Here is a 21784-nt window from a genome sequence, read left to right on the forward strand (position 1 = left end):
CGATCGGCTGCCATCTGGAGCAATGCGCATGACAGGATGAGCTATCAGCGGCCGGACGGTCATACGTTCAGTCTTTATCTGAGCGGCGGCGCCGGAACGCGGCGGCTGGATGGCGGCCCCGACGCGCGCGGCCGTCCTGGTGTGCTGTGCATCATGCCGCAGGGGTACTCGTCCGAATGGGAAATCACCGACTTCTTCGAATTCGTCCATCTGTATATTCCCGACGATCAGATGCGGCGGATGTTTGCCGAGACCTTTGACCGCGATGCGCGGCTCATGGCTCTTCCCGAAGTGACCTTCGACGATGCCCCCGCCTTGGCGCTGAGGCTTCGGCAGATGACGGAAGCGATATTGGCGGGCGGGCATCTGCTCGCCGAAGAAGCGATGACGCAGGCGATCCACGATCTCTTCGTTGATCCGCGTTATGGAGGCATGCGTGCCTGTACGATCAGCGGCGGGATCGCGCCGCATGTGCGGCGCCGAACCCTGGATTATATCGAGGCCCATCTTGGCGAGACGATCCGCCTGCAGGATCTGGCTGATATCGGCCAGCTCAGCGCCTTTCATTTTCAGCGGATGTTCCGGGCAAGCTTTGGCGTGTCGCCGCATGGCTGGGTGGCGCACCGTCGCGTCGAGCGCGCCAAAATGATGCTATCGGGCGTGGAGCCGATCGCGCAGATCGCCTCGGCCTGCGGCTTCAGCAGCCAGAGCCACATGACGCGGGCCTTCAAGCTTGGCACCGGTCTTACACCCTCTGCCTACCGGCAGCGACAATAGCGCCGGTGCTAAAGCGTGTCGCGATCTTTCAGATCGCTTGTCACGCTTTAGGTCTTTGCTTTTACGCATGTCTTTATCGCAAAACCGCTGCACACTTTTGCGAGACATGCCTTACGACTCCTGCAGCCCATAAAGCAGCGGCATCAACCCGGCGAGCGCCTTGAAGCGTTCCCAGGACTTGGCGGCTGGCTTCGTCCAGCCGGTTTCGGCAAGCCCGGAGATGCGCGGGAAGACGAGGCGGTCGAAGACGGCGCGGTCGGTCATCGGTTCCGACCAGATGCAGGCCTGGATGCCGAGCAGCTTCTGCTTCTGCGCCGCCGTCCAGCCACTGAGCGGATCGAACTTATAGAGCTTCTCCGCATCGGAATTCCCCGCCCAGCTGGCGCCCGGTTCGTCCCAATCCGGCCTCAACGCCATGTCGAGGTAATAGACCTGGCCGGGGCAGACGACCATTTGATAGCCGCGTTCGGCGAGCTCGGCCGAGACCTCGACATTGCGCCAGCTGCAGAGATAGCTCTTCTCCTTGTCGATGACATCGCCGTGCGCCGCCTCTTCCCAGCCGCCGGTGATGCAGCCCTTGCTTGCCAGGAAACGCTGGACGCGCTCCAGGAACGCCGCCTGCAGGATCGCTGCGCCCGAGCCGTGGATATCGTCGGCGCCGTGCGTGTTGGTGACGACGTTGAGCCGCTTGGCATGAGCATCGGCAACCCCATCGCCGGCGACATCCCGCAGGCGCGCGAGTGCTGCCGGCGAGCCGGACCAAGCGCCGAGCGGCACCTCGTCGGCGCCGAGATGGATTGTTTTGAACGGAAAGAGCTCGATCAGTTCGGTAAGGATCGTCTCGACGATCTCGTAGGTCTGCTCGCGGGCCGGATTGATGCAATTGTCGGGAAAGCCCTGGACCGAGTAGTAGCTGCCTTTCTCGGCCGGATCGCGCAGCTCCGGGATCGCCTGCTGCATGGCGTAGCAATGGCCGGGCATATCGATCTCGGGCACGATCTCGATGCCGAAGCTCTTCGCATGGGCGACGATTTCGCGGATGACTGATTTGGTGTAGTAGCCGCCCGTCCGGGCCGGGCTTGACCCGAGCAGCGGCGGCACGGCAAGGCCGTGGCCGCGCCAGGCGCCGATCTCGGTCAGGGCGGGATAGGCGTCGATCTCGACGCGCCAGGCCTCGTCGTCGGAAAGGTGCCAGTGGAAGCGGTTGAGCTTGTTCCAGGCAAGCACCGCCAGCAGCTTCTTGACCTCGGCGGCGCCATAGAACTGGCGGGCGACATCGAGATGCAGGCCGCGCCAGCCCATCGACGGCTCGTCGACGATCTCGCCGGATGCGGGAAACTGGAAGACGCCGGGATGCAGCCTGGCGCCGCGCCAGATCTGGCCGAGTGTGACGAGGCCGTAGAGGAAGCCGGTGCGGCTGCTCGCCTCGACCGTCAGGGTCTCCTCGTCGAAGCTCAGCCGATAGGCTTCGGGGCCGAAGCCGGCGGCATCCTGCAGGATGACGGGTACAGCACCTTCGGCCTCGCTGCGCACGATGCTTTCGACGGCGAAGAGATGGTCGACCAGCGTCGCGAAGCCTTTCGCCGCCGCCTCCCCTTCGGTGCTCTGCGCCCGCGGGGCAAAACCGGCCGGCAGCGGCCGGCGCGCGGCGACCGCGACATGGTTCGGCCAGGGGATGACCGAAATCTGGACGGGCGCATTGGCGGGAACGGGATAGATCTCGGCGCCGCGTTTCAGGGCCGCGTTGCTGACCGAAGAGCGCGTCGGCTCGACGCCGAGCACGATGGTGCTGCCATCGGCAAGGGCGAGATAGGCGCTCGTCGCACCGTCCGTCCAGTGGCGGAACTGCCAGCTCAGCGCATAGACGGAGACCGTCCAGGTCTCGCCGGCGCCGAGCACGAAACCGGCCGGCGGCTGGAATTCGGTGAAATTGGAAAGCCGCTTTGAGACCGTCGCGCCTTCGACGCGTCCGGCCGGATCGACGCGGCCCGGGCCGCTGACGCAGAGGGAAAAATTCGAAAGCGGCTCGCTGCCGAGGTTCTTGAGGCGCAGGACATAGGAGAATTCCTTACCGTCGGCGGGCGGGTTCCAAAGGGTTTCAAGCCGCAGGGCGTTCGGTCGCGGTGTCGACATCATCACTCTTCCTTCAGGGAAAACCAGGCTTCGAGGATCGGAATGCGAATTGAAGTCAATCAAATTGATTTAATATTGATAGTCGGTTTTTCGCCGGGGCGTCAATCGGCGACGCGGAATTTCTGTGCGGCGACTTCCGAATAAAAATTCGGCCCACGCGCATCGCGTTAACCATTAAGGTACTTTTAAGTACGATAATTAATCCAACGATGGCGAATTGATCGGAAACGAAAGGTCAATAAGCATGAGGCTGCTCGCCACGGCCGGGATGTGTCCCGGGTTTCACCATATTCAACCTCCGAAGCAGGCGAACTCCAATGACGAGCATCAATACCAACAATTCCGCAATGGCTGCCCTTCAGACGCTGCGCAGCATCAATTCCAATCTCGAAACGACACAGAACAGCGTCTCGACCGGCTATCGGGTCGACACCGCATCCGATAACGCCGCCTACTGGTCGATCGCCACCACGATGCGCTCCGACAACAAGGCGCTGTCTGCCGTCTCCGACGCCCTCGGCCTCGGCGCGGCAAAGGTCGATACGGCTTACACGGCGATGGACAGCGCGATCGACGTCGTCGACGAGATCAAAGCCAAGCTGGTGGCGGCGACCGAAGACGGCGTCGACAAATCCAAGGTCCAGGAGGAAATCAGCCAGCTGCAGGAACAGCTGATGAGCATTGCCCAGTCGGCTTCCTTCTCCGGCGAAAACTGGGTCGCCGGTGCTGATGGCACCGTGAGCGTCGTATCGTCCTTCGTCCGCGACGGCTCCGGCGCCGTTTCGGTGAAAATGACCGATTACGCTCTCGATACCAGCTCGATGGGCAACGTCCTGTTCGGCATGAGCGGCGGCTCGATCGAAACCTCCACGGGTATCCTCGGAACGGCTGATGCAAACGGCGATTCCGTTTACTCGCTCGACATTACCGATTTTACCACCGGCCAGATCCAGTCGGCGCTGTCGACCATCGAATCCGCGCTCTCGGCGATGACCTCGGCCGGTGCACAGCTGGGTTCGGTCTCGACCCGCATCGAACTGCAGGAAGACTTCGTCGGTGCGCTGTCGGATTCGATCGACTCCGGCGTCGGCCGCCTCGTCGATGCCGATATGGAGGAGGAGTCGAGCAAGCTTTCCGCCCTGCAAACCCAGCAGCAGCTGGCGATCCAGTCGCTGTCGATCGCGAATTCCTCGTCCCAGAACATCCTGTCGCTCTTCCGCGGCTAATCGGACTGGCCGACGCAACGGGAGCCGGGCGCATAGAACGGCCGGCCCAAATTCGCCGATCGAACACCGAGCCTGGCCTTCCCGGTCAGGCTCGGTCGCATTTTGGGAATGAGCGACCAACGCCCGGCTGGTGGCGATCTCCTCGGTCTGTGCGCGCTGTCAGCTTTTCGCCGCAGCATGCCGGTTGACATGCGGATCGTTTCGGTCGCAAACATGAAGGCCCTAGATTTCTCACCGATGCAGACAATGCCCGCTGGCGGGATCCTCGCATGTCGGAACGACTTGAAGCCGCTCGTCCTGACGGAACGCCCGCCATCGTCTGGCTCGGCTTCCTGGCCATGTGCGTCGGCATGTTCATGGCGATCCTCGATGTTCAGGTGGTGGCGACATCGCTGCCGACCATCCAGTCGGCGCTCGATATCGGTCCGGATCAGATGAGCTGGATACAGACGGCCTATCTGATCGCCGAAGTGGTCGCCATCCCGCTGACCGGCCTGCTGACGCGGCTTTTGACGATGCGGTGGCTGTTCGTCGTCGCCATCGGTCTGTTCGTGACGGCGTCTGCCGGCTGTGCGGCCAGCGGCAGCTTCGGCGTGCTGGTCGCCTGGCGGGTGCTTCAGGGCTTTTCCGGCGGGACGCTGATCCCCTCGGTGTTTTCGGCCGTGTTCATCCTGTTTCCGAACGAGCGGCAAGCGCTCGCGACGACGATTGCCGGCGTGCTTGCGGTGCTTGCGCCGACCGTCGGCCCGATCGTCGGCGGATGGCTGACCGAAACCTATTCCTGGCACTGGCTGTTCCTGATCAACATCCTTCCGGGGCTTGCCTCGGCCATCCTGGCGGCCCGCTTCCTTCCCAAGCAGGCGACCGATCCCTCCGAACTCAGGCATCTCGATGGCCTGTCGCTCCTCTTGATGGCGGCCGCGCTGACGGCGCTGGAACTCAGCCTCAAAGAGGCGCCGACCAGCGGCTGGACCTCGGCCTATGTGCTGAGCCTGCTGGCCGTCTGCCTTGTCTCGGGCGGCGCGTTCATAACGCGAACGCTGCGCCGACGCCGGCCGATCGTCGATCTCGGCAATTTCGGCGATCGGAATTTTCTGGTCGGCTCGGTGCTGAGCTTCATACTCGGCATCGGCCTTTTCGGCTCGGTCTATCTCATGCCGGTCTTTCTCGCTTTCATCAGGGGCCACGACGCCCTTGAGATCGGCGTGACCATGCTGGTCACCGGCATCGCACAGCTGGTCACCGCGCCGGTCGCCGTCGTGCTGGAGAAGCGCATGGATGCGCGGCTGCTGTCGGCCGCCGGTTTCGCCCTGTTTGCGATCGGCGTCGGTATGAGCGCGTTTCAGGATCCGCGCTCGGACTACGACGCGATGTTCTGGCCGCAGGTGGTGCGCGGCGTCGCCATCATGTTCTGCCTGCTGCCGCCGACCAGGCTGGCGCTCGGCACGCTTCCGGCCGATCGCGTTCCCGATGCGAGCGGGCTTTTCAATCTGATGCGCAATCTCGGCGGCGCCATCGGCATCGCGCTGATCGACACCATCATCTACACACGCTCGGAGCCGCTGGGACAAGACCTCTGGGCACGTCTTGCGGCCGGCGACATCGAGGCGGCCACGTTTGTCGGCGCGCCTGCCGAGATCATATCGAGACATAGCGGCAGCTTCGATGCCGATGCCATGGCCACGCTCGATCCGCTGGTCCAGACCGCGGCCAGCGTTCAGGCGATGAACGAAGCCTGGATGGTCGTCGCCGTCCTGACCGGCTGCGCCCTGCTCTCGGTCCCTTTCGCCAGGCGGCCGGCACCGGCATGAGACCTGGCGAAATATCAATCGGATACAGAAACGTCGATCCATCGACCGGTTCCTTGGTCACCGTAGATATCAACATCAATCCATATATTGCCACGCAGGATCATATTGGCGGCCTCTCGCGTCATCGTACCGTTCCGAAGCATCTGCTCCAGAGCCTGGCGGTTTGCCGGATCGGCAAAGAATGAGTCCGATTGATCGTCATGATCGCGCACATGGTACTGATGGAAATTCGCCCGGTCTTGTCGGATGATCTGCCACGGCCGGGTAAGTCTGGCCCCATTTGAATTGTAAAGATCAGCGTCGCCGATATAGGCGCGATAGCTCTCGATCAGGCGGTTGCTGTGGGTGGCCTGAACTCTCGCTTGAGCGTGCGCTGTTCCCGCCACGATGACTGAGCTGAATAGAATCGATAATAATTTTCGCATGTTGCCCTCTTTCAAAAAGAGGGGTCTTACCTAGCGTTAAGCCAATTCGCCAAGCAAAAAGTGTCTCTATGGCATAGCGAGGCTCCAGCGTGTGAGGGAACCGCCGGCGGCCGCCAAAGTTTAGCCTTTGAAGCCATCGACGGAGATGAGTTCAATGGCAGACGCACCGAACTCGCCCACCAGCACCGATGGCTCGCAAGACCATCGTGTTGAGGCCATCATCGCCTACCGTGGGAATTCAGCATGAACACCGAGACGATTATTTTCGATGAGAGCGACTGGGTTCCGAACAACCCGCGCCTTCCCGTATTGCTTTACCGGGATGTCTTTGCCGACGGGGGACCTCGTGATTTCAAAAGTCGCTTCGCGACAAATGGTTGGACCGGCATCTGGACGAACGGTGTCTTCGATTATCAGCACTACCATTCCGGCGCTCATGAAGTGCTGGGCATTGCACGTGGCAGCGCCACACTGCTGATCGGCGGTCCCGGCGGTCGAGCGTTCGAAGTCGCGGCGGGAGACTGTCTGGTGCTTCCAGCCGGAACCGGGCACCAAAACCTCGGCTGCACGGCGGACTTCGAGGTCATCGGCGCTTATCCCAAAGGGCAGCATGCCGATATTCAGACTTCGGTTGCTTCAAGTGAAATGGTGGCGAAAATCTCGTCAGTGCCCCTGCCCGATGCCGATCCCGTTAAGGGACCATCGGGATTTCTCATCGAGAAGTGGCGATAGCCATCTGCGCACCGTGATATTTTTCGTTTCCTATTCCGCTCTGCCTGAATCTGTTCCGCTTTAGGCGAGTTTCGGTAGCGCTCTGATGTGCGTTCATCAGTCGCGGCACCTTGTCGATCTTCCCGTCACCGGTAAGATTTCTCTCAATCTTTTTGCGCCATCCTTCGATTCCCCTCTGATATCAAGCGACGAGATCTTTATGGCCCTGGACCTCAAGCGCAGTTTGCAAATGCCACGACGCGAAGAGCTGGGTCTCCTTGCGATCAGCAACGGTTCCGGCCTGTCGATATCGGCTTTGCCGAACGGCACGCTGTTTGCCATCGAATATGCCGACGAGAAGGGGGTGGTGCAGATCAATCAGATCCAGGGCTCGCCGCTCTACGGCGGCATCAGCCGCCTCTACCTGCGCATCGGCGGCGGCAAGCCTGATGTCATCGAGATCGTCGGCCCTCGCGCCGACGGCCGCTTCGGGCACGACGCGACGAGCTTTTCCTGGAGCGGCAAGGCCGGCGATATCAGCTACACCGTCCGCCTCGAGCTTCATGCTACCGAAACCGCCTGGTTCTGGCGCGTCTCGCTCAAGCATCCGAGGAAGGGAACGCTGCCGGTGGATCTGGTGCTGATCCAGGACGTCGGTCTCGGCGATCGCGGTTTCCTGATGAACAGTGAAGCCTATGCTTCGCAATATGTCGATCACCATATCGCCGATCACAAGACATACGGCCCCGTCGTCATGAACCGGCAAAATCTCAAGCAGCCGGGCGCCCGCAATCCTTGGCTCGTCCAGGGGTGCTTCGATGGCGCGGCTGCCTATGCCACGGATGCGATCCAGCTGGTGCAGGCGAAGCATCGCCAGGACGACCTGCTGGTCGGTCGCTTCGGAACGAGTCTGCCGAGCGACCGGCGGCAGCAGGAGACGGCCTGTCCGGCCATTCAGTCGAAATCCTTCTCCGTACCGGCAAGCGGTGCGACTGCGAGTTTCTTTGCCCTGTTCGCCGCCGATCATCCCGAGGCGTCAGGCGATGCCGACCTTTCGCGGCTCGAGGATATCAAGGTGCCGGAAAGTGCAGCCGCCGATCCGGGGGCGGCCCCGGCCGTTCGCAGCCTGCTTCAGGATGCGCCCCTGCTGGAGGCCGAGGCGCTGGACCTGAGCGGGATCCGAAAGCTCTATCCGGAGCGGAGCCTCGAAGAGCGCGCGCACGGAAAGCTTCTTTCATTTTTCGTGCCGGACGGCGTTCTCAACCGCCACGTCGTTCTGCGCGACAAGGAACTCATCGTCGCGCGGCGCCATGGCGCCATCGTGCGAAGCGGTCAAAACATGCTGCTCGACGATTCCACCCTTGCCGCCAGCTGCTGGATGCAGGGGATTTTCGCCGCGCAGCTGACGATCGGCAATACATCCTTTCACAAGCTCTTTTCGGTGTCCCGCGATCCCTACAATCTGACGCGCGCCAGCGGGCTGCGCATCATGGCCGATCTCGGCGCGGGCTGGCAGCTTCTGGCGGTGCCATCGGCTTTTGAGATGGGACTGAACGACTGCCGCTGGATCTACGAGTGCCCGGAGCGCAGGATCATGGTCACGGCGGTCGCTTCCGGCGAGGATGCGGCAATGCAGTGGAGCGTGTCGGTTGAGGGCAGGCCGTGCCGCTTCCTGGTGTTTGGTCATGTCGTGCTCGGGGAGCGCGAATATGACGCCGGCGGGCAGATCGAATTCGATCCCGGCCGCAAACGCATCTCTTTCCGGCCGGACCCGGCCTGGCTCTGGGGCGAGCGTTATCCCGATGCCGTCTACTGGCTGGTGAGTTCGACGCCCGAGGCCATCGACGAGATCGGCGGCGACGAGCTGCTGTATGCCGATGGCGTTGCGCGCAACGGCGCGTTCATCGCGCTCAAGTCCCGGCCGACGCGGGCGCTCTCCTTTGCCGTCGTCGGCTCGATGACCGATGCCGAAGAAGCTGAACGGCTGGCGAGCCGTTACGAGAGCGGCCTCACCGATGAGGCCATGCTTGCGCCGGCATCGGCATTCTGGCGTAACGTCGTGCGCGGCATGAGCATCGACAGTCCTTCGCCCGATCTCGCTGCCCAGGCGACCCTCCTGCCCTGGCTCGCGCATGACGCCATCGTCCATCTGAGCGTGCCGCACGGCCTGGAACAATATACGGGTGCGGCCTGGGGGACGCGCGATGCCTGCCAGGGGCCGATCGAATTTCTGCTCGCCTATGAGCACGACCGCGAAGCCAAAGAAGTGGTGAAGACCGTCTTCGGTGAGCAATATCTGGAAGGAGGCGACTGGCCGCAATGGTTCATGCTGGAGCCCTATGCCAACATTCGCGCGGGCGACAGTCACGGCGACGTCATCGTCTGGCCGCTCAAGGCGCTCTGCGACTACATCGAGGCGACCGGTGATCTTGGCATTCTCGACGAGAAGGTCTCCTGGCGTGACGAAAAGACCATGCAGAAGGCGCCCGAGACCGATGCTATCGCGACCCATGTCGAGAAGCTGCTCGATACTGTCCGCACACAGTTCATCCCGGGAACGCATCTGATCCGCTATGGCGAGGGAGACTGGAACGATTCGCTGCAGCCGGCCGATCCGCATCTGCGCGACTGGATGGTCAGCAGCTGGACGGTCGCCCTGCTCTATGAGCAGATCGTCCGTTATTCCGCCATCCTGCGCCGCTGCGGCAACGGCGGCAAGGCAAAGGCTCTGCGGAAGATCGCAACCGCGATGCGCCGGGATTTCAACCGCCATCTCGTGCGCGACGGCGTCATTGCGGGCTATGGCATCTTCGATCCCGCCCATGACGGCGTCGAATTGCTGCTTCATCCGAGCGACAAACGCACCGGTCTTTCCTTCTCGCTGATCTCGATGACGCAGGCTATGCTCGGCAAGCTGTTCACGCCGGCGCAGAGGCGGCATCACATGCGGCTGATCGAAGAGCATCTGCTCTTCCCTGACGGCGTGCGGCTGATGGAAAAGCCGGCGACCTACTCCGGTGGGCCCGAAACGCTGTTTCGCCGAGCCGAATCTTCGTCCTTCTTCGGCCGCGAGATCGGGCTGATGTATGTACATGCGCATCTGCGCTATTGCGAAACGCTGGCGCTGGAGGCTTCGGCGGAGGAGCTGTGGAAGGCGATCGCCGTCGTCAATCCGATCGCCGTCACGACGGCCTTGCCGCATGCTTCACTGCGCCAGCGCAACACCTATTTCAGCAGCAGCGACGCGGCTTTCCATGACCGTTATCAGGCGGCGGAGCATTGGGCGCGCGCCAAGACCGGAAAGATCGCCGTCGACGGTGGATGGCGCATCTATTCGAGCGGACCTGGCCTCTACACCAGGAGTTTCGTCGAAAATATCCTGGGCTTCAAACGACGCTTCGGCCGGCGCAGGCGCAAACCGCTCCTGCCTGCGGCGCATGCCGCCGTCAATCTGCAGACGGATCACGCCGCCTGGCGGCGGCTGAGGTAGCCGAATGTGGAAGGGATAGCGTTGAGAGAACGCTAAACAATGGTAAGAGAGAACGCCAAGCAACGGGGTTTCTTATGATCCGCAACTCCTCACAAAGCAAAATCCTGAACCACACGGCACGATCCGATGCCGAAAAAGCGCGCATTTGTGCCGCTAACAATGCAGACCTGTATCAGGCGGTTTTCCGTGCCCATGGACTGCCGGATCAGCGCACCAGCGCATTTTGGTCAAGTGACGCGATCGCACCGCCATACTATTCCAATATGACGACACTCGACCCGGATGCAACGGACGAACAGCTGGTTTCGGTCGGCTGACAGATCGGCTAGGACGGCGTCCTGGTGTCAAAGACGGGTTTTCCAGACTCGATCTTGTCAACAAAGGGTTCCAGTTGTTGTTTTCCGCATCATGGATTTGGGCTGAACCTCACAGAACCTCAGCGCGTGCGTCGCAAGATTGGGCACGCATTCGCGATGGCGCGGCCCTGGAACGCTGGGAACATTCGTGGAAAGAGTCGGGCAGCCCCACAGATGCCAACGTCTTCACACTGGCTCTGCTCTCCGATCCCGACATACACATCTATGGCCGATGGGCTGGCGACGGCTTTGACGCGGGCTGCATCGTAAATCGATCACCCGAGGCTGTCGGGATATCCAACATCTTTAGCTTGGCTGGCACGCCACAGGTCTTCCAGGATGCCATCTCATTGGCCACTGTCGCCTTTTCACCCGATCTGCCGCTTGTCGGATACGATCGTGATGAAGCACTGGACGAAATGACAAAACTGGGTTTCAGGCCGGTCGGCCAATTGCGGATTTGGCTATCTGATGAGGGCGGCGCGTAACGCTTTTCTTCATTTGCGTTGTTCAGCGGGAAACCACGCAACGCCCTCAAGAAGCGAACGTTCAGGACAGGTCGGTCGCGTCGCGCAGTTCCTCGAAGCGGGCGGCACTCTTCGACAGATGGCTGCGGATGGCACGCCGCGCGGCCGCTTCGTTGCCGTCGCGGATCGCGGTGAATATGGCGTGGTGTTCCCTGCGCATGCGGGCGGCATGGCGCTTGCGCTCCGCAGCCGTCATCTTGTCCAAGCGCGCCCATTGCCGCGGCACCATGAGGTTGCCGAAGGTGTCGAAGAGGCGGCCGTAGTAGGAATTCTGCGTCGCGACCAGGATCGACCTATGGAAGGCGTAATCCTCCTCTGCGCCGTATCCACCTTCTTCGAGCGCCCTGTCGAGAGCATCGAGACGGTCCTGCATGCGGTCGATATCTTCCGGCGTGCGCCGCAGCGCGGCCAGACCGGCCGCCTCATATTCGACCCCCATGCGCAGTTCCAGCACCCGCAGAACCTCATCGATCGACTGCAGATCATTGGGAATGATGGAGAAGGATCTCGGTGCCGGATCGTCCGAGACGAAAGCCCCGAGGCCCTGATGCGTGGTAATCAGTCCTTTGGCGCGCAGGGTGGCGAGCGCCTCGCGCACGATCGTGCGGCTGACGCCGGTCGCCGCCATGATCGCCTGTTCGGTGGGCAGGCGCTGGCCCGGCTTCAGGTCGCCGGACTCGATCTGCGCCGTCAGCGTATCGGCAAGGCCGCTGCGCAGGTTCGAGGGCTGGCGAATGGTGCTGAAGAGCGCGTTGTCCTTGTCCGTCATCCCTTGTCAAATCCTGCCTATCGGGGCGGCTGCGCCGGCCGCTATGCTTTGCTAGCGCATGCCGGCCGGAAAGGCAAAAACGACGCGAGCCGAGACTCTGTGCTTCGTCAGTCGGTGAAAGCGATCACCGCGCCAGCCAACCGCCGTCGACCGGCAGCACCGTCCCGTGCACGTAATCGGATGCGGGCGATGCCAGGAACACGGCGGCACCGCCAAGTTCGGACGGCGTTCCCCAGCGCCCCGCCGGAATACGGGCCAGGATGGCGGCGTTGCGGTCGGCATCCTCGCGCAGTGCCGTCGTGTTGTTGGTGACGAAATAACCCGGCGCGATGGCGTTGACGTTGACGCCCTTGCCGGCCCATTCGCAGGCAAGCAGCTTCGTCAGTCCGGCCAGACCGCTTTTCGAGGCGGTATAGGACGGGATGCGGATGCCGCCCTGGAAGGAGAGCAGCGAGGCGATGTTGATGATCTTGCCCCTGCCCTTCTCGACCATGTGGCGGCCGGCGGCCTGCGACAGGAAGAAGGCCGTCTTCAGATTGACGTCGATCACTGCATCCCAGTCTTCCTCGGTGAAGTCGAGCGCATCGGCACGGCGGATGATGCCGGCATTGTTGACGAGGATGTCGAGGCCGCCGAAAGTCTGGATGGCCTCGGCGACGATCCCCTTGACCGGCTCGATGGTGCCGAGATCGGCCTTGATGACATGGAAGCGGCTGCCCGCTTCCTTCACCAGTGCTTCGGTTTCGTCCATTGAGGAGCGCCCGACGGCGACGATCGAGGCGCCGGCCCCGGCCAGCGCCGCCGCGATGGCCTGGCCGATGCCGGTATTGGCGCCGGTGACGACGGCCGTCCTGCCGGAAAGGTCGAAGGGACTGGCCACGGCGCTCACCTCAGATCCGCAATGGCGATGTGATCCATGTCGGTGAAGCTCTTATTGTCGCCGGCCATCGCCCAGATGAAGCTGTAATTCTTGGTGCCCGCGCCGGAATGGATCGACCAGGGGGGAGAAATGACCGCCTGTTCGTTGGCGACGAGCATATGTCGGGTCTGCTGCGGCTCGCCCATGAAATGGAAGACACGCTGGTCGGCGTCGAGGTCGAAATAGAGATAGGCTTCCATGCGCCGGTCATGCGTATGGGCCGGCATGGTGTTCCAGACGCTGCCCGGCTCGATCATGGTGAAGCCGAGGGTGAGCTGGCAGGACTGGCAGACCTCGGGGTGGATGAACTGGTAGATCGAGCGCTTGTTGGCCGTCGCCGCTTCGCCCGGCGTCAGGTGGCGCGCCTTTTCGCGGGTGAGCAGCACGGTAGGGTGCGTTTGGTGCGCCGGCGTCGAGACGAGATAGAATTTTGCCGGATTGGCAGCATCGGCGCTTTCAAACCGGATGTCCTTGGCGCCCTTGCCCGCGTAGAGGCAATCATATTTGGCAAGGTCGTAGCTCGTGCCGTCGACGATGATGCGGCCCGCACCGCCGATGTTCAGGGCGCCGAGTTCACGCTCGGCGAGGAAGGTTTCCTGGCCGATCGCCGTCGGCGCCGTCAGCGTCAGCGCAGAGCCAAGCGGCGTGGCGCCGCCGATGACCATCCGGTCGTAATGGGAATATGTCAGCCGGATCTCGCCGCCTGCGAAAACGGTCTCGACCAGAAAGTGACGCCGCAGCGTTTCGGTGTCGTATTCGCGCACGGCCTCGGGATGGGAGGCGTGCCTCACGTCGATCTGCATGTCAGTTTTCCTTCAGCTTCGTTGTCGTCACGCATCGTCGCTATCGCGCAAGCCGGTCCATCAGGCGTCTTCCGCGGCGGCGGTATCCGTCTGGTTACATAGTTGTACGACAAGTTTGGTGTCAACAGGTTTGTCCGGGACTCGGCTGAGCAAACGTGAAGCGATCGCAAGCGCCGCCGCTTTCGGCGCGGTCGGACATTCCTCGGTCAAAACGAAAAAGCCTGCCGCGGGAGGAGGTGCGGCAGGCTTTCGATAAAAACCGAACGACAGCTGGGAGGAGGAGTGCTGCCGTTCCCGCAAGCGACCCTGGGAGGAGGATGGGGCGCCTGCATGTTCGAAGGGATGCGGGAGGAGGTGCATCGCTTCGATGGAAATAATCATACTTATTTCCTGCTCAGATGATAGGCATTTCTTTGCAGGGCAGCTATGCGTTATGCGAAAAGCGGGCAGCTCGCCCTCTGGCGGGCAAGCGCAAAAAGCAAAGCGCCCGCTCGGGAGAAGCAGGCGCTGGCAAGGCTCGAAGATGGTCGTCTGTCTAGCTGTTAGCGGGCGATGGCTGCGCGCGCAACGTTGCGGATGTCGCCGCGGCCGATGCCGAGGTCGTCCAGTTCGCGCGTGGACATACGGCCCAGTTCAGCGACCGTCTGACGGTACTTGCGCCAATTGTTGAAAGAGCGTGCTACGTTCATGATGATCCCCTTTCCGTGGGCTTTCGAAGCCTAGCTGCCAGTCCTTGGCGCCTCGTTTGCTTCGATGCGCTTGATATAATACGGGACCCTCGGTTGTTGCAGCGCCAATGCTTCACTGCACCTATGCGGCAAATGCATGGGTTCTGACGGCAGCGGCCGGCGTCAGGCCTTGAAGCGATCGAAGGCCGTCAGCCGGACGATCGGCGGATCGGCCTCCTTCCACCGGTAGATTTCCGAACGCAGATAGGAAAGCTCGTCCCCGAGATCGTCTTCGCCCACTTCGATCCACCAGGATTTCAGGCGGCCATCGCTTCCATCAGACCAGCGGTAGCCTCTTGCCTTCAGGTGATCCTTCATCTCGAACGGGCTGTGTTCGGCAAAGATGCGGATGCGGCAGCGTTGGCTGGCGCGGTAAAGCTCGGCGAAGGGGCTTTCACCGTCGCCTCGCTCGCGATCGAGAATCTCCAGGAGCGCGTGGCAATCGTCCACCGCGCGGTGGCCATCGTGGAAATAACCGGCTTGGCCGACGAGATAACCGAGCTTCGTGCCCTCGAAACCGCGGGCGCTCCAGTCGATCTCCGAAACCGAGCACGCCCAGGCCTTGCCGGCGAAGATGGGCGAGAAGGCCTCGCAGAACGGCCGGTCGAACCCGGCATTGTGGGCAATGATGAGGTCCGCCGGTTCGATCAGGGCACTCAGCGACGGCATGTCGATGAGTTGTCCGTCGACCATGGCGTCGGTAATCCCGGTCAGCCTGGTGATGTCGGGCGGGATCGGCCTGGAGGGCTGCTGCAGGCCGCCATAGATGCCGACCACATCGCCGACCGCGCCGTCATCGTTGAAGGTGAAGGCGACGGCGCCGATTTCGATGATCTCGTCGCTGCGGTGGCTGAGGCCCGTCGTCTCCGTGTCGAGGATGACGCCGAGCCGCGAGAAACCCGGCTGTCTCGCTGCCGCGACCGGCCGGGCGGCGAGTTTCCTCAGGATGCGATAATTGCCGCTCTCCTCCAGCGCCCGCGCCATGTCTTCATCGGAGGGGGGCGCCGGCGGTGACGGCCGCCGGCGCGATGGGCCCCGTGCTTCGGCCATTGCGGGCGATGCCTTGGCAAACATGTCGAGTTGCGAATCTCTGTGCACGCTCATCGACTTTGTATGTCACGGAGGCGCGGGCGAATCCATCGCCCGCGGCGCGCTATGCCCAGCCCCTTGCCTTTCATGGACAGGAAAGTTTAGCTGAGTGTCAGCGGCGGAAGGAGAAACCATGCCTCGTGACGACATCAAGGACGCCGACGAAGACGTCGTCATCATCGGCGCCGGCGCTGCCGGTATCGCCGCAGCCCGCCGCCTGCTGGCAATCTGTCCCGGTCTTTCCGTCCTCCTGCTCGAAGCCGGCGACCGTCTCGGTGGGAGGGCCTGGACGGTCGGGCTGCCTGGAGCCGGCGATCTCGGTTTCGATCTCGGTTGCGGCTGGCTGCACGGGGCGCGGACCAATGCCTGGACGGCGATTGCCGGTGAGGTCGGACTGACGGTCGACCGCTCGCCGGCGCCCTGGAACGGCGGCCGGCGGCTTCAGCGGGATGATGCGGAGATCCAGGCCGCGCAGCAGGCGATCGGCGCTTATTTCGAACGCCTCGAAAGCCATGAAGGCAACGATAGCGACCTGGCAGCAAAGCTCCAGCCCGGCGGTCGCTGGAACGGCCAGATCCGGGCGATCGGCACTTACATCACCGGCGCCGAACTGGAGCGCTCGTCGATCGTCGACTACAACAGATATGATCCCGGCGCCGGTCCCGACTGGCGTGTCCGGCAGGGCTACGGAACATTGATCGCGCTCTATGGCGCGCCGGTTCGGTCAAGGCTCGGCGTCGAAGCAAAGCGCGTCGATCACCGCCATGCCGGCCGTATCAGCATCGAGACGAACCAGGGAACGATCACCGCCCACACTGTGCTCGTCACAGTGTCGACAAATATGCTTGCCACCGGCAGGATCGCCTTCGATCCTCCCCTACCCGACAAGATCGAAGCCGCAGCTCGTTTGCCCCTGGGGCTCGCCGATAAGCTCTTCCTCAGCGTCGCCGATCCGGAGGCGCTGCCGGCGGATACGCATATGCTCGGCTCGACCAGTCGCGGCGCGACCGGCACCTATCAGCTGCGGCCGTTCGGCGCTCCCGTTGTCGAGGCCTATTTCGCCGGCGATCTCGCGCATGATCTGGAGCGGATGGGAGCAGAGGCTGCCTTTTCTTTCGCCGCGGATGAGCTGGCGGCACAATTCGGCACCGACATCCGCAAGCACTTATCGGTGGCGGCAATCTCGACCTGGGCCGCGATGCCTCATATCGGCGGCTCCTATTCCTACGCGCAAGCCGGCGCCTCCGATCTGCGCACCGTCCTCGCCGAACCGCATGACGCGCGGATCTTCTTTGCCGGCGAAGCCTGTTCGCGCTCGCGTTATTCGACGGCGCATGGCGCCTACGAGACCGGTGTCGCCGCAGCCGACCGGATCGCCGGCGCGTCGTCGAGAAATCCATAACGGCTGCCGGCCGCGACGGCAGGCGGAAATATTTTTTCCCACTTGTCGCACGGACGGGATTGGTTATTCTGCCCTCGCCCCCGCGCTACCCAGCCTGGGGCGCTGTACCTCATCCAGCGGCAGAGGCCGCTTCAAGCACGATATTGTCATTGATTGCAGGAGCCCCGGCTTCTACCCCGACGACTTTCCGCGTCGGCCGCGGGTATCCGCATGAGGAGGAAGACATGGATTATCGCAAGCTCGGTCCGAGCGGGACCGTCGTCACCGCCTATTGCCTCGGCACCATGACCTTTGGCGCGGAAGCCGACGAAGCGGCCTCGCACAAGCTGCTCGACGATTATTTCGCATGGGGCGGCAATTTCATCGACACCGCCGACGTCTACAGCGCCGGCAAGTCGGAAGAGATCATCGGACGCTGGTTGAAGGCGCGACCGACCGAGGCCCGCCAGGCGATCGTCGCCACCAAAGGGCGTTTTCCGATGGGCAACGGCCCCAACGAGATCGGCCTTTCGCGCCGGCATCTCGGCCAGGCGCTCGACGATTCGCTCCGCCGCCTCGGCCTCGAACAGATCGATCTCTACCAGATGCACGCCTGGGACGCGCTGACCCCGATCGAAGAGACGCTGCGCTTCCTCGACGATGCGATTTCCTCGGGCAAGATCGGCTATTACGGCTTCTCCAACTATGTCGGCTGGCACATCGCCAAGGCTTCCGAGATTGCCAAGGCGCGCGGCTATACGCGTCCGGTGACGCTGCAGCCGCAATACAGCCTTCTGGCGCGCGATATCGAGCTCGAAATCGTCGCGGCCTGCCAGGACGCCGGCATGGGCCTCTTACCCTGGTCGCCGCTCGGCGGCGGCTGGCTGACCGGCAAATACAAGCGCGATGAGATGCCGACCGGCGCCACCCGTCTCGGCGAGAACCCCAATCGCGGCAGCGAATCCTATGCGCCGCGCAACGCCCAGGAACGCACCTGGGCGATCATCGCGGCCGTCGAGGATATCGCCAAGGTCCGCGGCGTCAGCATGGCGCAGGTGGCGCTTGCCTGGACTGCGGCACAGCCGGCCGTGACCTCGGTCATTCTCGGCGCCCGCACGCCCGAACAGCTCGCCGACAATCTGGGTGCGATGAAGGTCGCGCTCTCCAGCGAGGAGATGGCCAAGCTCAATGAGGTCAGCGCGCCGCAGCCGCTCGATTATCCCTATGGCAAAGGCGGGATTGCGCAGCGCCACCGCAAGATCGAGGGCGGCCGCTGAGCCTTCCGGCCGGGCAGGCCGACGCAAGAAGCCGCCATGGTTTCCATGGCGGCTCAGACTGCTGACAAGGTCGGCAGACCCTTCATTTCGTCATGCTCGGGCTTGTCCCGAGCATCGGCCCCCGGTCGATAGGGCAGCAGATCCTCGGCACAAGGCCGAGGATGACGTCGGGGAGAGCAAGGTTGCCATCAAACTGAGCTGCCATGTTCCGTGGCGGCTTTCGCATTTTCAAAGGCAACGAGAGAAGCGTGTCGTTACCCTCAGGCCGCCTGCACGGCAGCGTTCAGCGGGATTTCGACGTCGATCTCCAGGGTCGAGACAAACTCGTTGCGATCAATCGTCACCTGCACCTTGTCGTGGTCGAGCTCGACGTGTTTGGCGATGACCGCAAGGATTTCTTCGCGCAGCAGAGAGACAAGGTCCGATCCTGCCGAGGAGCGCTCGTGGGCGAGGAGCACCTGGAGGCGTTCGCGGGCGGCCGGCGCTGTGCGCTGCCTGTTGAAGAGACGGAAAATGCTCATGCCGCTCTCCTTCCGAAGATCTTGCCGAAGATATTCCGCTTTTCCTCGGGGATCGCGATCGGCAGGGTTTCGCCGGCGAGCCGGCGGGCGGCATCGAAATAGGCCATGGCGGCCGGGCTGCGGCTTTCGGCCAGCGTGACCGGCGCGCCGACGTTGGAGGCGCGCAGCACATCCATGCTTTCCGGTACGATGCCGAGAAGCGGGATGGAGAGGATTTCCAGCACATCGTCGACCTTGAGCATGTCGCCGCGCTCGGCGCGGTTGGCGTCGTAGCGGGTGAGCAACAGGTGCTTTTCCATCCGCTCGCCGCGTTCGGCCTTGGCGGTCTTGGCATCGAGCAGGCCGATGATGCGATCGGAATCGCGCACAGATGAAACTTCCGGATTGGTGACGACGACGGCGACGTCGGCATGGCGCATGGCAAGCGTTGCGCCGCGTTCGATGCCGGCGGGGCTGTCGCAGATGATCCAGTCGAAATAGCGCTTCAGGTCGGTGATGACGCGCTCGACGCCCTCGGCCGTCAGATTGTCCTTGTCGCGTGTCTGCGACGCCGGCAGCAGGAACAGCGTTTCCAGCCGCTTGTCGCGGATCAGCGCCTGGGTCAGCTTGGCGTCGCCCTGAATGACGTTGATCAGGTCGTAGACGACCCGGCGCTCGGCGCCCATCACGAGGTCGAGATTGCGCAGGCCGACGTCGAAATCGACGACGACGACTTTTTCATTGCGTTGCGCCAGCGCCGCTCCCAATGCGGCGGTCGAGGTCGTCTTTCCGACCCCGCCCTTGCCTGACGTGACGACGATCACTTTCCCCATTTCTCTCTCCTTTGCCGTGCCGCAGTAATTCAAAGTGCTAAGCGTCCTTCACGCGTCTCTTAAAGACGCTGCGCTGTCGTCAGATCAGTTTTTCCGCCATGATCGCATCCTCTTCGAGCCAGAGCTGAACAGCCTGTCCGCGAAGATTGGGGGCCATGTCTTCCGCCATTTTGTAGATGCCGTCGATTGCCACCAGCTCGGCTTCGAGCTTGCGGCAGAAGATGCGCGCCGATGCGTTTCCGATGGATCCGGCCATGGCGCGGCCGCGCAACGCGCCGTAGATGTGGACCGACCCACCGGCGATGACTTCGGCGCCCGAAGCGACCGAGCCGATGATTGTGACGTCGCCTTCCGGAAAGATCACCGATTGCCCCGAGCGAACTGGCTCCCGGATGACGATGGATTGTGTCGTTGCCGGGCGGGGCTCGGCCACTGCCGGTTTGCCGGCTGGTCCGGCAGGCTCATTCGGCTGAACCTCGATATCGGAAGCGGAGCGGCCGCCCTTGAGGGCCGGAGGCATGCCCGCGCCGAGAATGGAAGGCCGTGCCCCCTCGATGCCCATGATACTGACATTGCGCTTGGCGAGTTCGGCGATGAGCTCCTTGAGCTCCGGCCGGTCGATCTGCAGGTCTGTCACATCAAGCACGACGGGCCGGCCCAGGAAGAAGCCGGCCGAACGTGAGGCCAGATCGTCGAGCCTTGCCAACCAATCATCGAAAGGAAGGTCCGGGGACAACATGACGGCCAGGAAGGAGCGGCCCTTGATGCGGATAGAGCGAGCGTCTGTTAGCACTTTGGTCATCTGTGTGAAGAAATCGTTGACCATGTCTACCGCTGACATGGTTAACAAATGGTTAACGCAGACGGGAAATTCCCTAACGGGAGGCCGATCAATTCAGCTGATGATGAGGCGCAAGTATCGGAAAATAAATATGGTTTCAGTAATGTGAATACTCATCACGTATGGTCGGAGCGAAGATCTGTCGCCACGATCGCGGCGACGGAATTGGTTAAGATTCGACTGATTTCTGGCGCCTGTGATCGACCCTCGGCCGACTCACCCCATGCGTTCGGAGGCGTAGCTTCCGGGGCTGGCCGGGAAGACGACGGTGCGGTTGCCGTTGATGAAGGTGCGGTGATGGATATGAGCGTGGATGGCGCGCGCCAGCACCTGGCTTTCGACGTCGCGGCCGATCGAGACATAGTCGTCGGGCGACTGCGCATGGGTGATGCGGGCGGTGTCCTGCTCGATGATCGGGCCTTCGTCGAGGTCGGCGGTGACGTAATGGGCGGTCGCGCCGATCAGCTTGACGCCGCGCTGATAGGCCTGCTTGTAAGGGTTGGCGCCCTTGAAGCTCGGCAGGAAGGAGTGGTGGATGTTGATGATCTTGCCCGACATCTGCTTGCAGAGCTGGTCGGAGAGAACCTGCATGTAGCGGGCGAGCACGATCAGTTCGGTGCCGGTCTGCTCGACGAGATCGACGAGCTGGGCTTCCGCCTGCGGTTTGTTCTCCTTCGTCACCTTGATGTGGTGGAAGGGGATGTCGTGATTGACCACGACCTTCTGGTAGTCGAAATGGTTGGAGACGACGCCGACGATATCGATCGGCAGGGCGCCGATCTTCCAGCGGTAGAGCAGGTCGTTGAGGCAATGGCCGAAGCGCGACACCATCAAGAGCACCTTCATGCGACTCTCGCTGTCGTGGAATTCGTACTCCATCTCGAAGGGCGCGGCGACGGCAGCAAAATCGGCGCTGATCGCGGAACCGGAAAGTCCTTCCTCGGAAATGAAGCTGACGCGCATGAAGAACCTGCCGGTATCGAGGTCGTCGAACTGCGAGCTGTCGATGATGTTGCAGCCTTTCTCGGCCAGATAGCTCGAAATCGCCGCAACGATGCCGCGCGTCGATTTGCAGGATACCGTCAATACATAGCTTTTCATGTCGGCTCTTCCTTCGCCGTTTCAAGCGCAGAGGGGCCCGGTCACGCCGGGGGCTTTGTCGGCCGGCGTGCCAGCAGTCGTCGAAGG

General features: G+C 62.5%; 21 protein-coding genes. 9 read left to right on the forward strand and 12 right to left on the reverse strand.

Annotated features, from left to right (window positions below):
- The first annotated feature begins 36 nt into the window (after positions 1–36).
- Positions 37–777: a helix-turn-helix domain-containing protein gene (locus AMK00_RS26705; RefSeq protein WP_064812331.1), complete on the forward strand. Its 741-nt coding sequence runs from the start codon at positions 37–39 to the stop codon at positions 775–777.
- Between the two features lie 111 nt (positions 778–888).
- Here AMK00_RS26705 and AMK00_RS26710 read toward each other — a convergent pair whose 3' ends face one another.
- Positions 889–2910, reverse strand: a complete 2022-nt coding sequence (locus AMK00_RS26710; protein WP_064812332.1) for a beta-N-acetylhexosaminidase — start codon at positions 2908–2910, stop codon at positions 889–891.
- Positions 2911–3227: 317 nt separating this feature from the next.
- Between AMK00_RS26710 and AMK00_RS26715 the strand changes: the two genes are divergently transcribed.
- Both AMK00_RS26715 and AMK00_RS26720 read left to right on the forward strand, forming a co-directional pair.
- Positions 3228–4136, forward strand: coding sequence for a flagellin N-terminal helical domain-containing protein (locus AMK00_RS26715; RefSeq protein ID WP_064812267.1), 909 nt, complete (start codon positions 3228–3230; stop codon positions 4134–4136).
- 269 nt (positions 4137–4405) lie between these two features.
- Positions 4406–5947 (forward strand): DHA2 family efflux MFS transporter permease subunit, encoded by a 1542-nt coding sequence (locus AMK00_RS26720; RefSeq protein WP_064812268.1) that lies wholly within the window; start codon positions 4406–4408, stop codon positions 5945–5947.
- A 14-nt stretch (positions 5948–5961) separates the two neighbouring features.
- Here the strand turns inward: AMK00_RS26720 and AMK00_RS26725 are convergent, their stop codons facing one another.
- Positions 5962–6372: a hypothetical protein gene (locus AMK00_RS26725; protein ID WP_064812269.1), complete on the reverse strand. Its 411-nt coding sequence runs from the start codon at positions 6370–6372 to the stop codon at positions 5962–5964.
- Positions 6373–6615: 243 nt separating this feature from the next.
- Here AMK00_RS26725 and AMK00_RS26730 point away from each other — a divergent pair, with 243 nt between their 5' ends.
- From AMK00_RS26730 to AMK00_RS33335, 4 genes are all read left to right on the forward strand, one after another.
- On the forward strand, positions 6616–7104 hold the full coding sequence (locus AMK00_RS26730; protein ID WP_064812270.1) for a hypothetical protein: 489 nt from the start codon (positions 6616–6618) through the stop codon (positions 7102–7104).
- 199 nt (positions 7105–7303) lie between these two features.
- A complete protein-coding gene (locus tag AMK00_RS26735) occupies positions 7304–10573 on the forward strand; it encodes a GH36-type glycosyl hydrolase domain-containing protein (RefSeq protein WP_064812333.1) in 3270 nt (1089 codons plus the stop codon).
- Between the two features lie 74 nt (positions 10574–10647).
- Positions 10648–10890, forward strand: a complete 243-nt coding sequence (locus tag AMK00_RS33330) for a hypothetical protein (protein ID WP_237350520.1) — start codon at positions 10648–10650, stop codon at positions 10888–10890.
- A 74-nt stretch (positions 10891–10964) separates the two neighbouring features.
- On the forward strand, positions 10965–11417 hold the full coding sequence (locus tag AMK00_RS33335) for a hypothetical protein (RefSeq protein ID WP_237350521.1): 453 nt from the start codon (positions 10965–10967) through the stop codon (positions 11415–11417).
- 61 nt (positions 11418–11478) lie between these two features.
- Here the strand turns inward: AMK00_RS33335 and AMK00_RS26745 are convergent, their stop codons facing one another.
- The 6 genes from AMK00_RS26745 to AMK00_RS26770 all read right to left on the reverse strand — a co-directional run bounded on the left by AMK00_RS26745 (position 11479) and on the right by AMK00_RS26770 (position 15779).
- Positions 11479–12225, reverse strand: a complete 747-nt coding sequence (locus AMK00_RS26745; RefSeq protein ID WP_064812271.1) for a FadR/GntR family transcriptional regulator — start codon at positions 12223–12225, stop codon at positions 11479–11481.
- 124 nt (positions 12226–12349) lie between these two features.
- Positions 12350–13114 (reverse strand): 2-dehydro-3-deoxy-D-gluconate 5-dehydrogenase KduD, encoded by a 765-nt coding sequence (kduD, locus tag AMK00_RS26750; protein WP_269465934.1) that lies wholly within the window; start codon positions 13112–13114, stop codon positions 12350–12352.
- On the reverse strand, positions 13111–13947 hold the full coding sequence (kduI, locus tag AMK00_RS26755) for a 5-dehydro-4-deoxy-D-glucuronate isomerase (RefSeq protein ID WP_064808722.1): 837 nt from the start codon (positions 13945–13947) through the stop codon (positions 13111–13113). Before kduI ends, kduD begins: the two co-directional genes overlap by 4 nt.
- A gap of 60 nt (positions 13948–14007) precedes the next feature.
- A complete protein-coding gene (locus AMK00_RS26760; RefSeq protein ID WP_064812272.1) occupies positions 14008–14328 on the reverse strand; it encodes a hypothetical protein in 321 nt (106 codons plus the stop codon).
- A gap of 161 nt (positions 14329–14489) precedes the next feature.
- Positions 14490–14636: a DUF1127 domain-containing protein gene (locus AMK00_RS26765; protein ID WP_011428254.1), complete on the reverse strand. Its 147-nt coding sequence runs from the start codon at positions 14634–14636 to the stop codon at positions 14490–14492.
- A gap of 162 nt (positions 14637–14798) precedes the next feature.
- Positions 14799–15779: a 3'-5' exonuclease gene (locus AMK00_RS26770; RefSeq protein WP_064812273.1), complete on the reverse strand. Its 981-nt coding sequence runs from the start codon at positions 15777–15779 to the stop codon at positions 14799–14801.
- A 118-nt stretch (positions 15780–15897) separates the two neighbouring features.
- Here AMK00_RS26770 and AMK00_RS26775 point away from each other — a divergent pair, with 118 nt between their 5' ends.
- The gene (locus tag AMK00_RS26775) at positions 15898–17166 is read left to right on the forward strand and encodes a flavin monoamine oxidase family protein (protein WP_064812274.1); all 1269 of its coding nucleotides are present in this window, start codon (positions 15898–15900) and stop codon (positions 17164–17166) included.
- 224 nt (positions 17167–17390) lie between these two features.
- The gene (locus AMK00_RS26780) at positions 17391–18422 is read left to right on the forward strand and encodes an aldo/keto reductase (protein WP_064808728.1); all 1032 of its coding nucleotides are present in this window, start codon (positions 17391–17393) and stop codon (positions 18420–18422) included.
- 260 nt (positions 18423–18682) lie between these two features.
- Here the strand turns inward: AMK00_RS26780 and minE are convergent, their stop codons facing one another.
- The 4 genes from minE to purU form a co-directional block, all read right to left on the reverse strand.
- Positions 18683–18943 (reverse strand): cell division topological specificity factor MinE, encoded by a 261-nt coding sequence (minE, locus tag AMK00_RS26785; RefSeq protein ID WP_064808730.1) that lies wholly within the window; start codon positions 18941–18943, stop codon positions 18683–18685.
- Positions 18940–19755 (reverse strand): septum site-determining protein MinD, encoded by an 816-nt coding sequence (gene minD, locus AMK00_RS26790; RefSeq protein WP_064808731.1) that lies wholly within the window; start codon positions 19753–19755, stop codon positions 18940–18942. The genes minE and minD overlap by 4 nt, the downstream gene beginning before the upstream one ends.
- Before the next feature lie 79 nt (positions 19756–19834).
- Complete coding sequence (gene minC, locus AMK00_RS26795) at positions 19835–20557, reverse strand: septum site-determining protein MinC (RefSeq protein WP_064812337.1); 723 nt, start codon at positions 20555–20557, stop codon at positions 19835–19837.
- 255 nt (positions 20558–20812) lie between these two features.
- Positions 20813–21697 carry a formyltetrahydrofolate deformylase gene (gene purU, locus AMK00_RS26800; RefSeq protein WP_064800306.1) on the reverse strand — a complete coding sequence of 295 codons (885 nt, stop codon included), beginning with the start codon at positions 21695–21697 and terminating at the stop codon, positions 20813–20815.
- Positions 21698–21784: the final 87 nt, after the last annotated feature.

Origin of the sequence: Rhizobium sp. N621 (assembly GCF_001664325.1) — a bacterium.
Lineage (GTDB): Bacteria > Pseudomonadota > Alphaproteobacteria > Rhizobiales > Rhizobiaceae > Rhizobium > Rhizobium esperanzae.

Excerpts from the sequence above, each read along its gene's own strand:
- AMK00_RS26705 (WP_064812331.1), top strand. The coding sequence starts at position 37 with ATGAGCTATCAGCGGCCGGACGGTCATACGTTCAGTCTTTATCTGAGC.
- AMK00_RS26710 (WP_064812332.1), bottom strand. The coding sequence starts at position 2,910 with ATGTCGACACCGCGACCGAACGCCCTGCGGCTTGAAACCCTTTGGAAC.
- AMK00_RS26715 (WP_064812267.1), top strand. The coding sequence starts at position 3,228 with ATGACGAGCATCAATACCAACAATTCCGCAATGGCTGCCCTTCAGACG.
- AMK00_RS26720 (WP_064812268.1), top strand. The coding sequence starts at position 4,406 with ATGTCGGAACGACTTGAAGCCGCTCGTCCTGACGGAACGCCCGCCATC.
- AMK00_RS26725 (WP_064812269.1), bottom strand. The coding sequence starts at position 6,372 with ATGCGAAAATTATTATCGATTCTATTCAGCTCAGTCATCGTGGCGGGA.
- AMK00_RS26730 (WP_064812270.1), top strand. The coding sequence starts at position 6,616 with ATGAACACCGAGACGATTATTTTCGATGAGAGCGACTGGGTTCCGAAC.
- AMK00_RS26735 (WP_064812333.1), top strand. The coding sequence starts at position 7,304 with ATGGCCCTGGACCTCAAGCGCAGTTTGCAAATGCCACGACGCGAAGAG.
- AMK00_RS33330 (WP_237350520.1), top strand. The coding sequence starts at position 10,648 with ATGATCCGCAACTCCTCACAAAGCAAAATCCTGAACCACACGGCACGA.
- AMK00_RS26745 (WP_064812271.1), bottom strand. The coding sequence starts at position 12,225 with ATGACGGACAAGGACAACGCGCTCTTCAGCACCATTCGCCAGCCCTCG.
- kduI (WP_064808722.1), bottom strand. The coding sequence starts at position 13,947 with ATGCAGATCGACGTGAGGCACGCCTCCCATCCCGAGGCCGTGCGCGAA.
- AMK00_RS26760 (WP_064812272.1), bottom strand. The coding sequence starts at position 14,328 with ATGATTATTTCCATCGAAGCGATGCACCTCCTCCCGCATCCCTTCGAA.
- AMK00_RS26765 (WP_011428254.1), bottom strand. The coding sequence starts at position 14,636 with ATGAACGTAGCACGCTCTTTCAACAATTGGCGCAAGTACCGTCAGACG.
- AMK00_RS26770 (WP_064812273.1), bottom strand. The coding sequence starts at position 15,779 with ATGAGCGTGCACAGAGATTCGCAACTCGACATGTTTGCCAAGGCATCG.
- AMK00_RS26775 (WP_064812274.1), top strand. The coding sequence starts at position 15,898 with ATGCCTCGTGACGACATCAAGGACGCCGACGAAGACGTCGTCATCATC.
- AMK00_RS26780 (WP_064808728.1), top strand. The coding sequence starts at position 17,391 with ATGGATTATCGCAAGCTCGGTCCGAGCGGGACCGTCGTCACCGCCTAT.
- minE (WP_064808730.1), bottom strand. The coding sequence starts at position 18,943 with ATGAGCATTTTCCGTCTCTTCAACAGGCAGCGCACAGCGCCGGCCGCC.
- minD (WP_064808731.1), bottom strand. The coding sequence starts at position 19,755 with ATGGGGAAAGTGATCGTCGTCACGTCAGGCAAGGGCGGGGTCGGAAAG.
- minC (WP_064812337.1), bottom strand. The coding sequence starts at position 20,557 with ATGACCAAAGTGCTAACAGACGCTCGCTCTATCCGCATCAAGGGCCGC.
- purU (WP_064800306.1), bottom strand. The coding sequence starts at position 21,697 with ATGAAAAGCTATGTATTGACGGTATCCTGCAAATCGACGCGCGGCATC.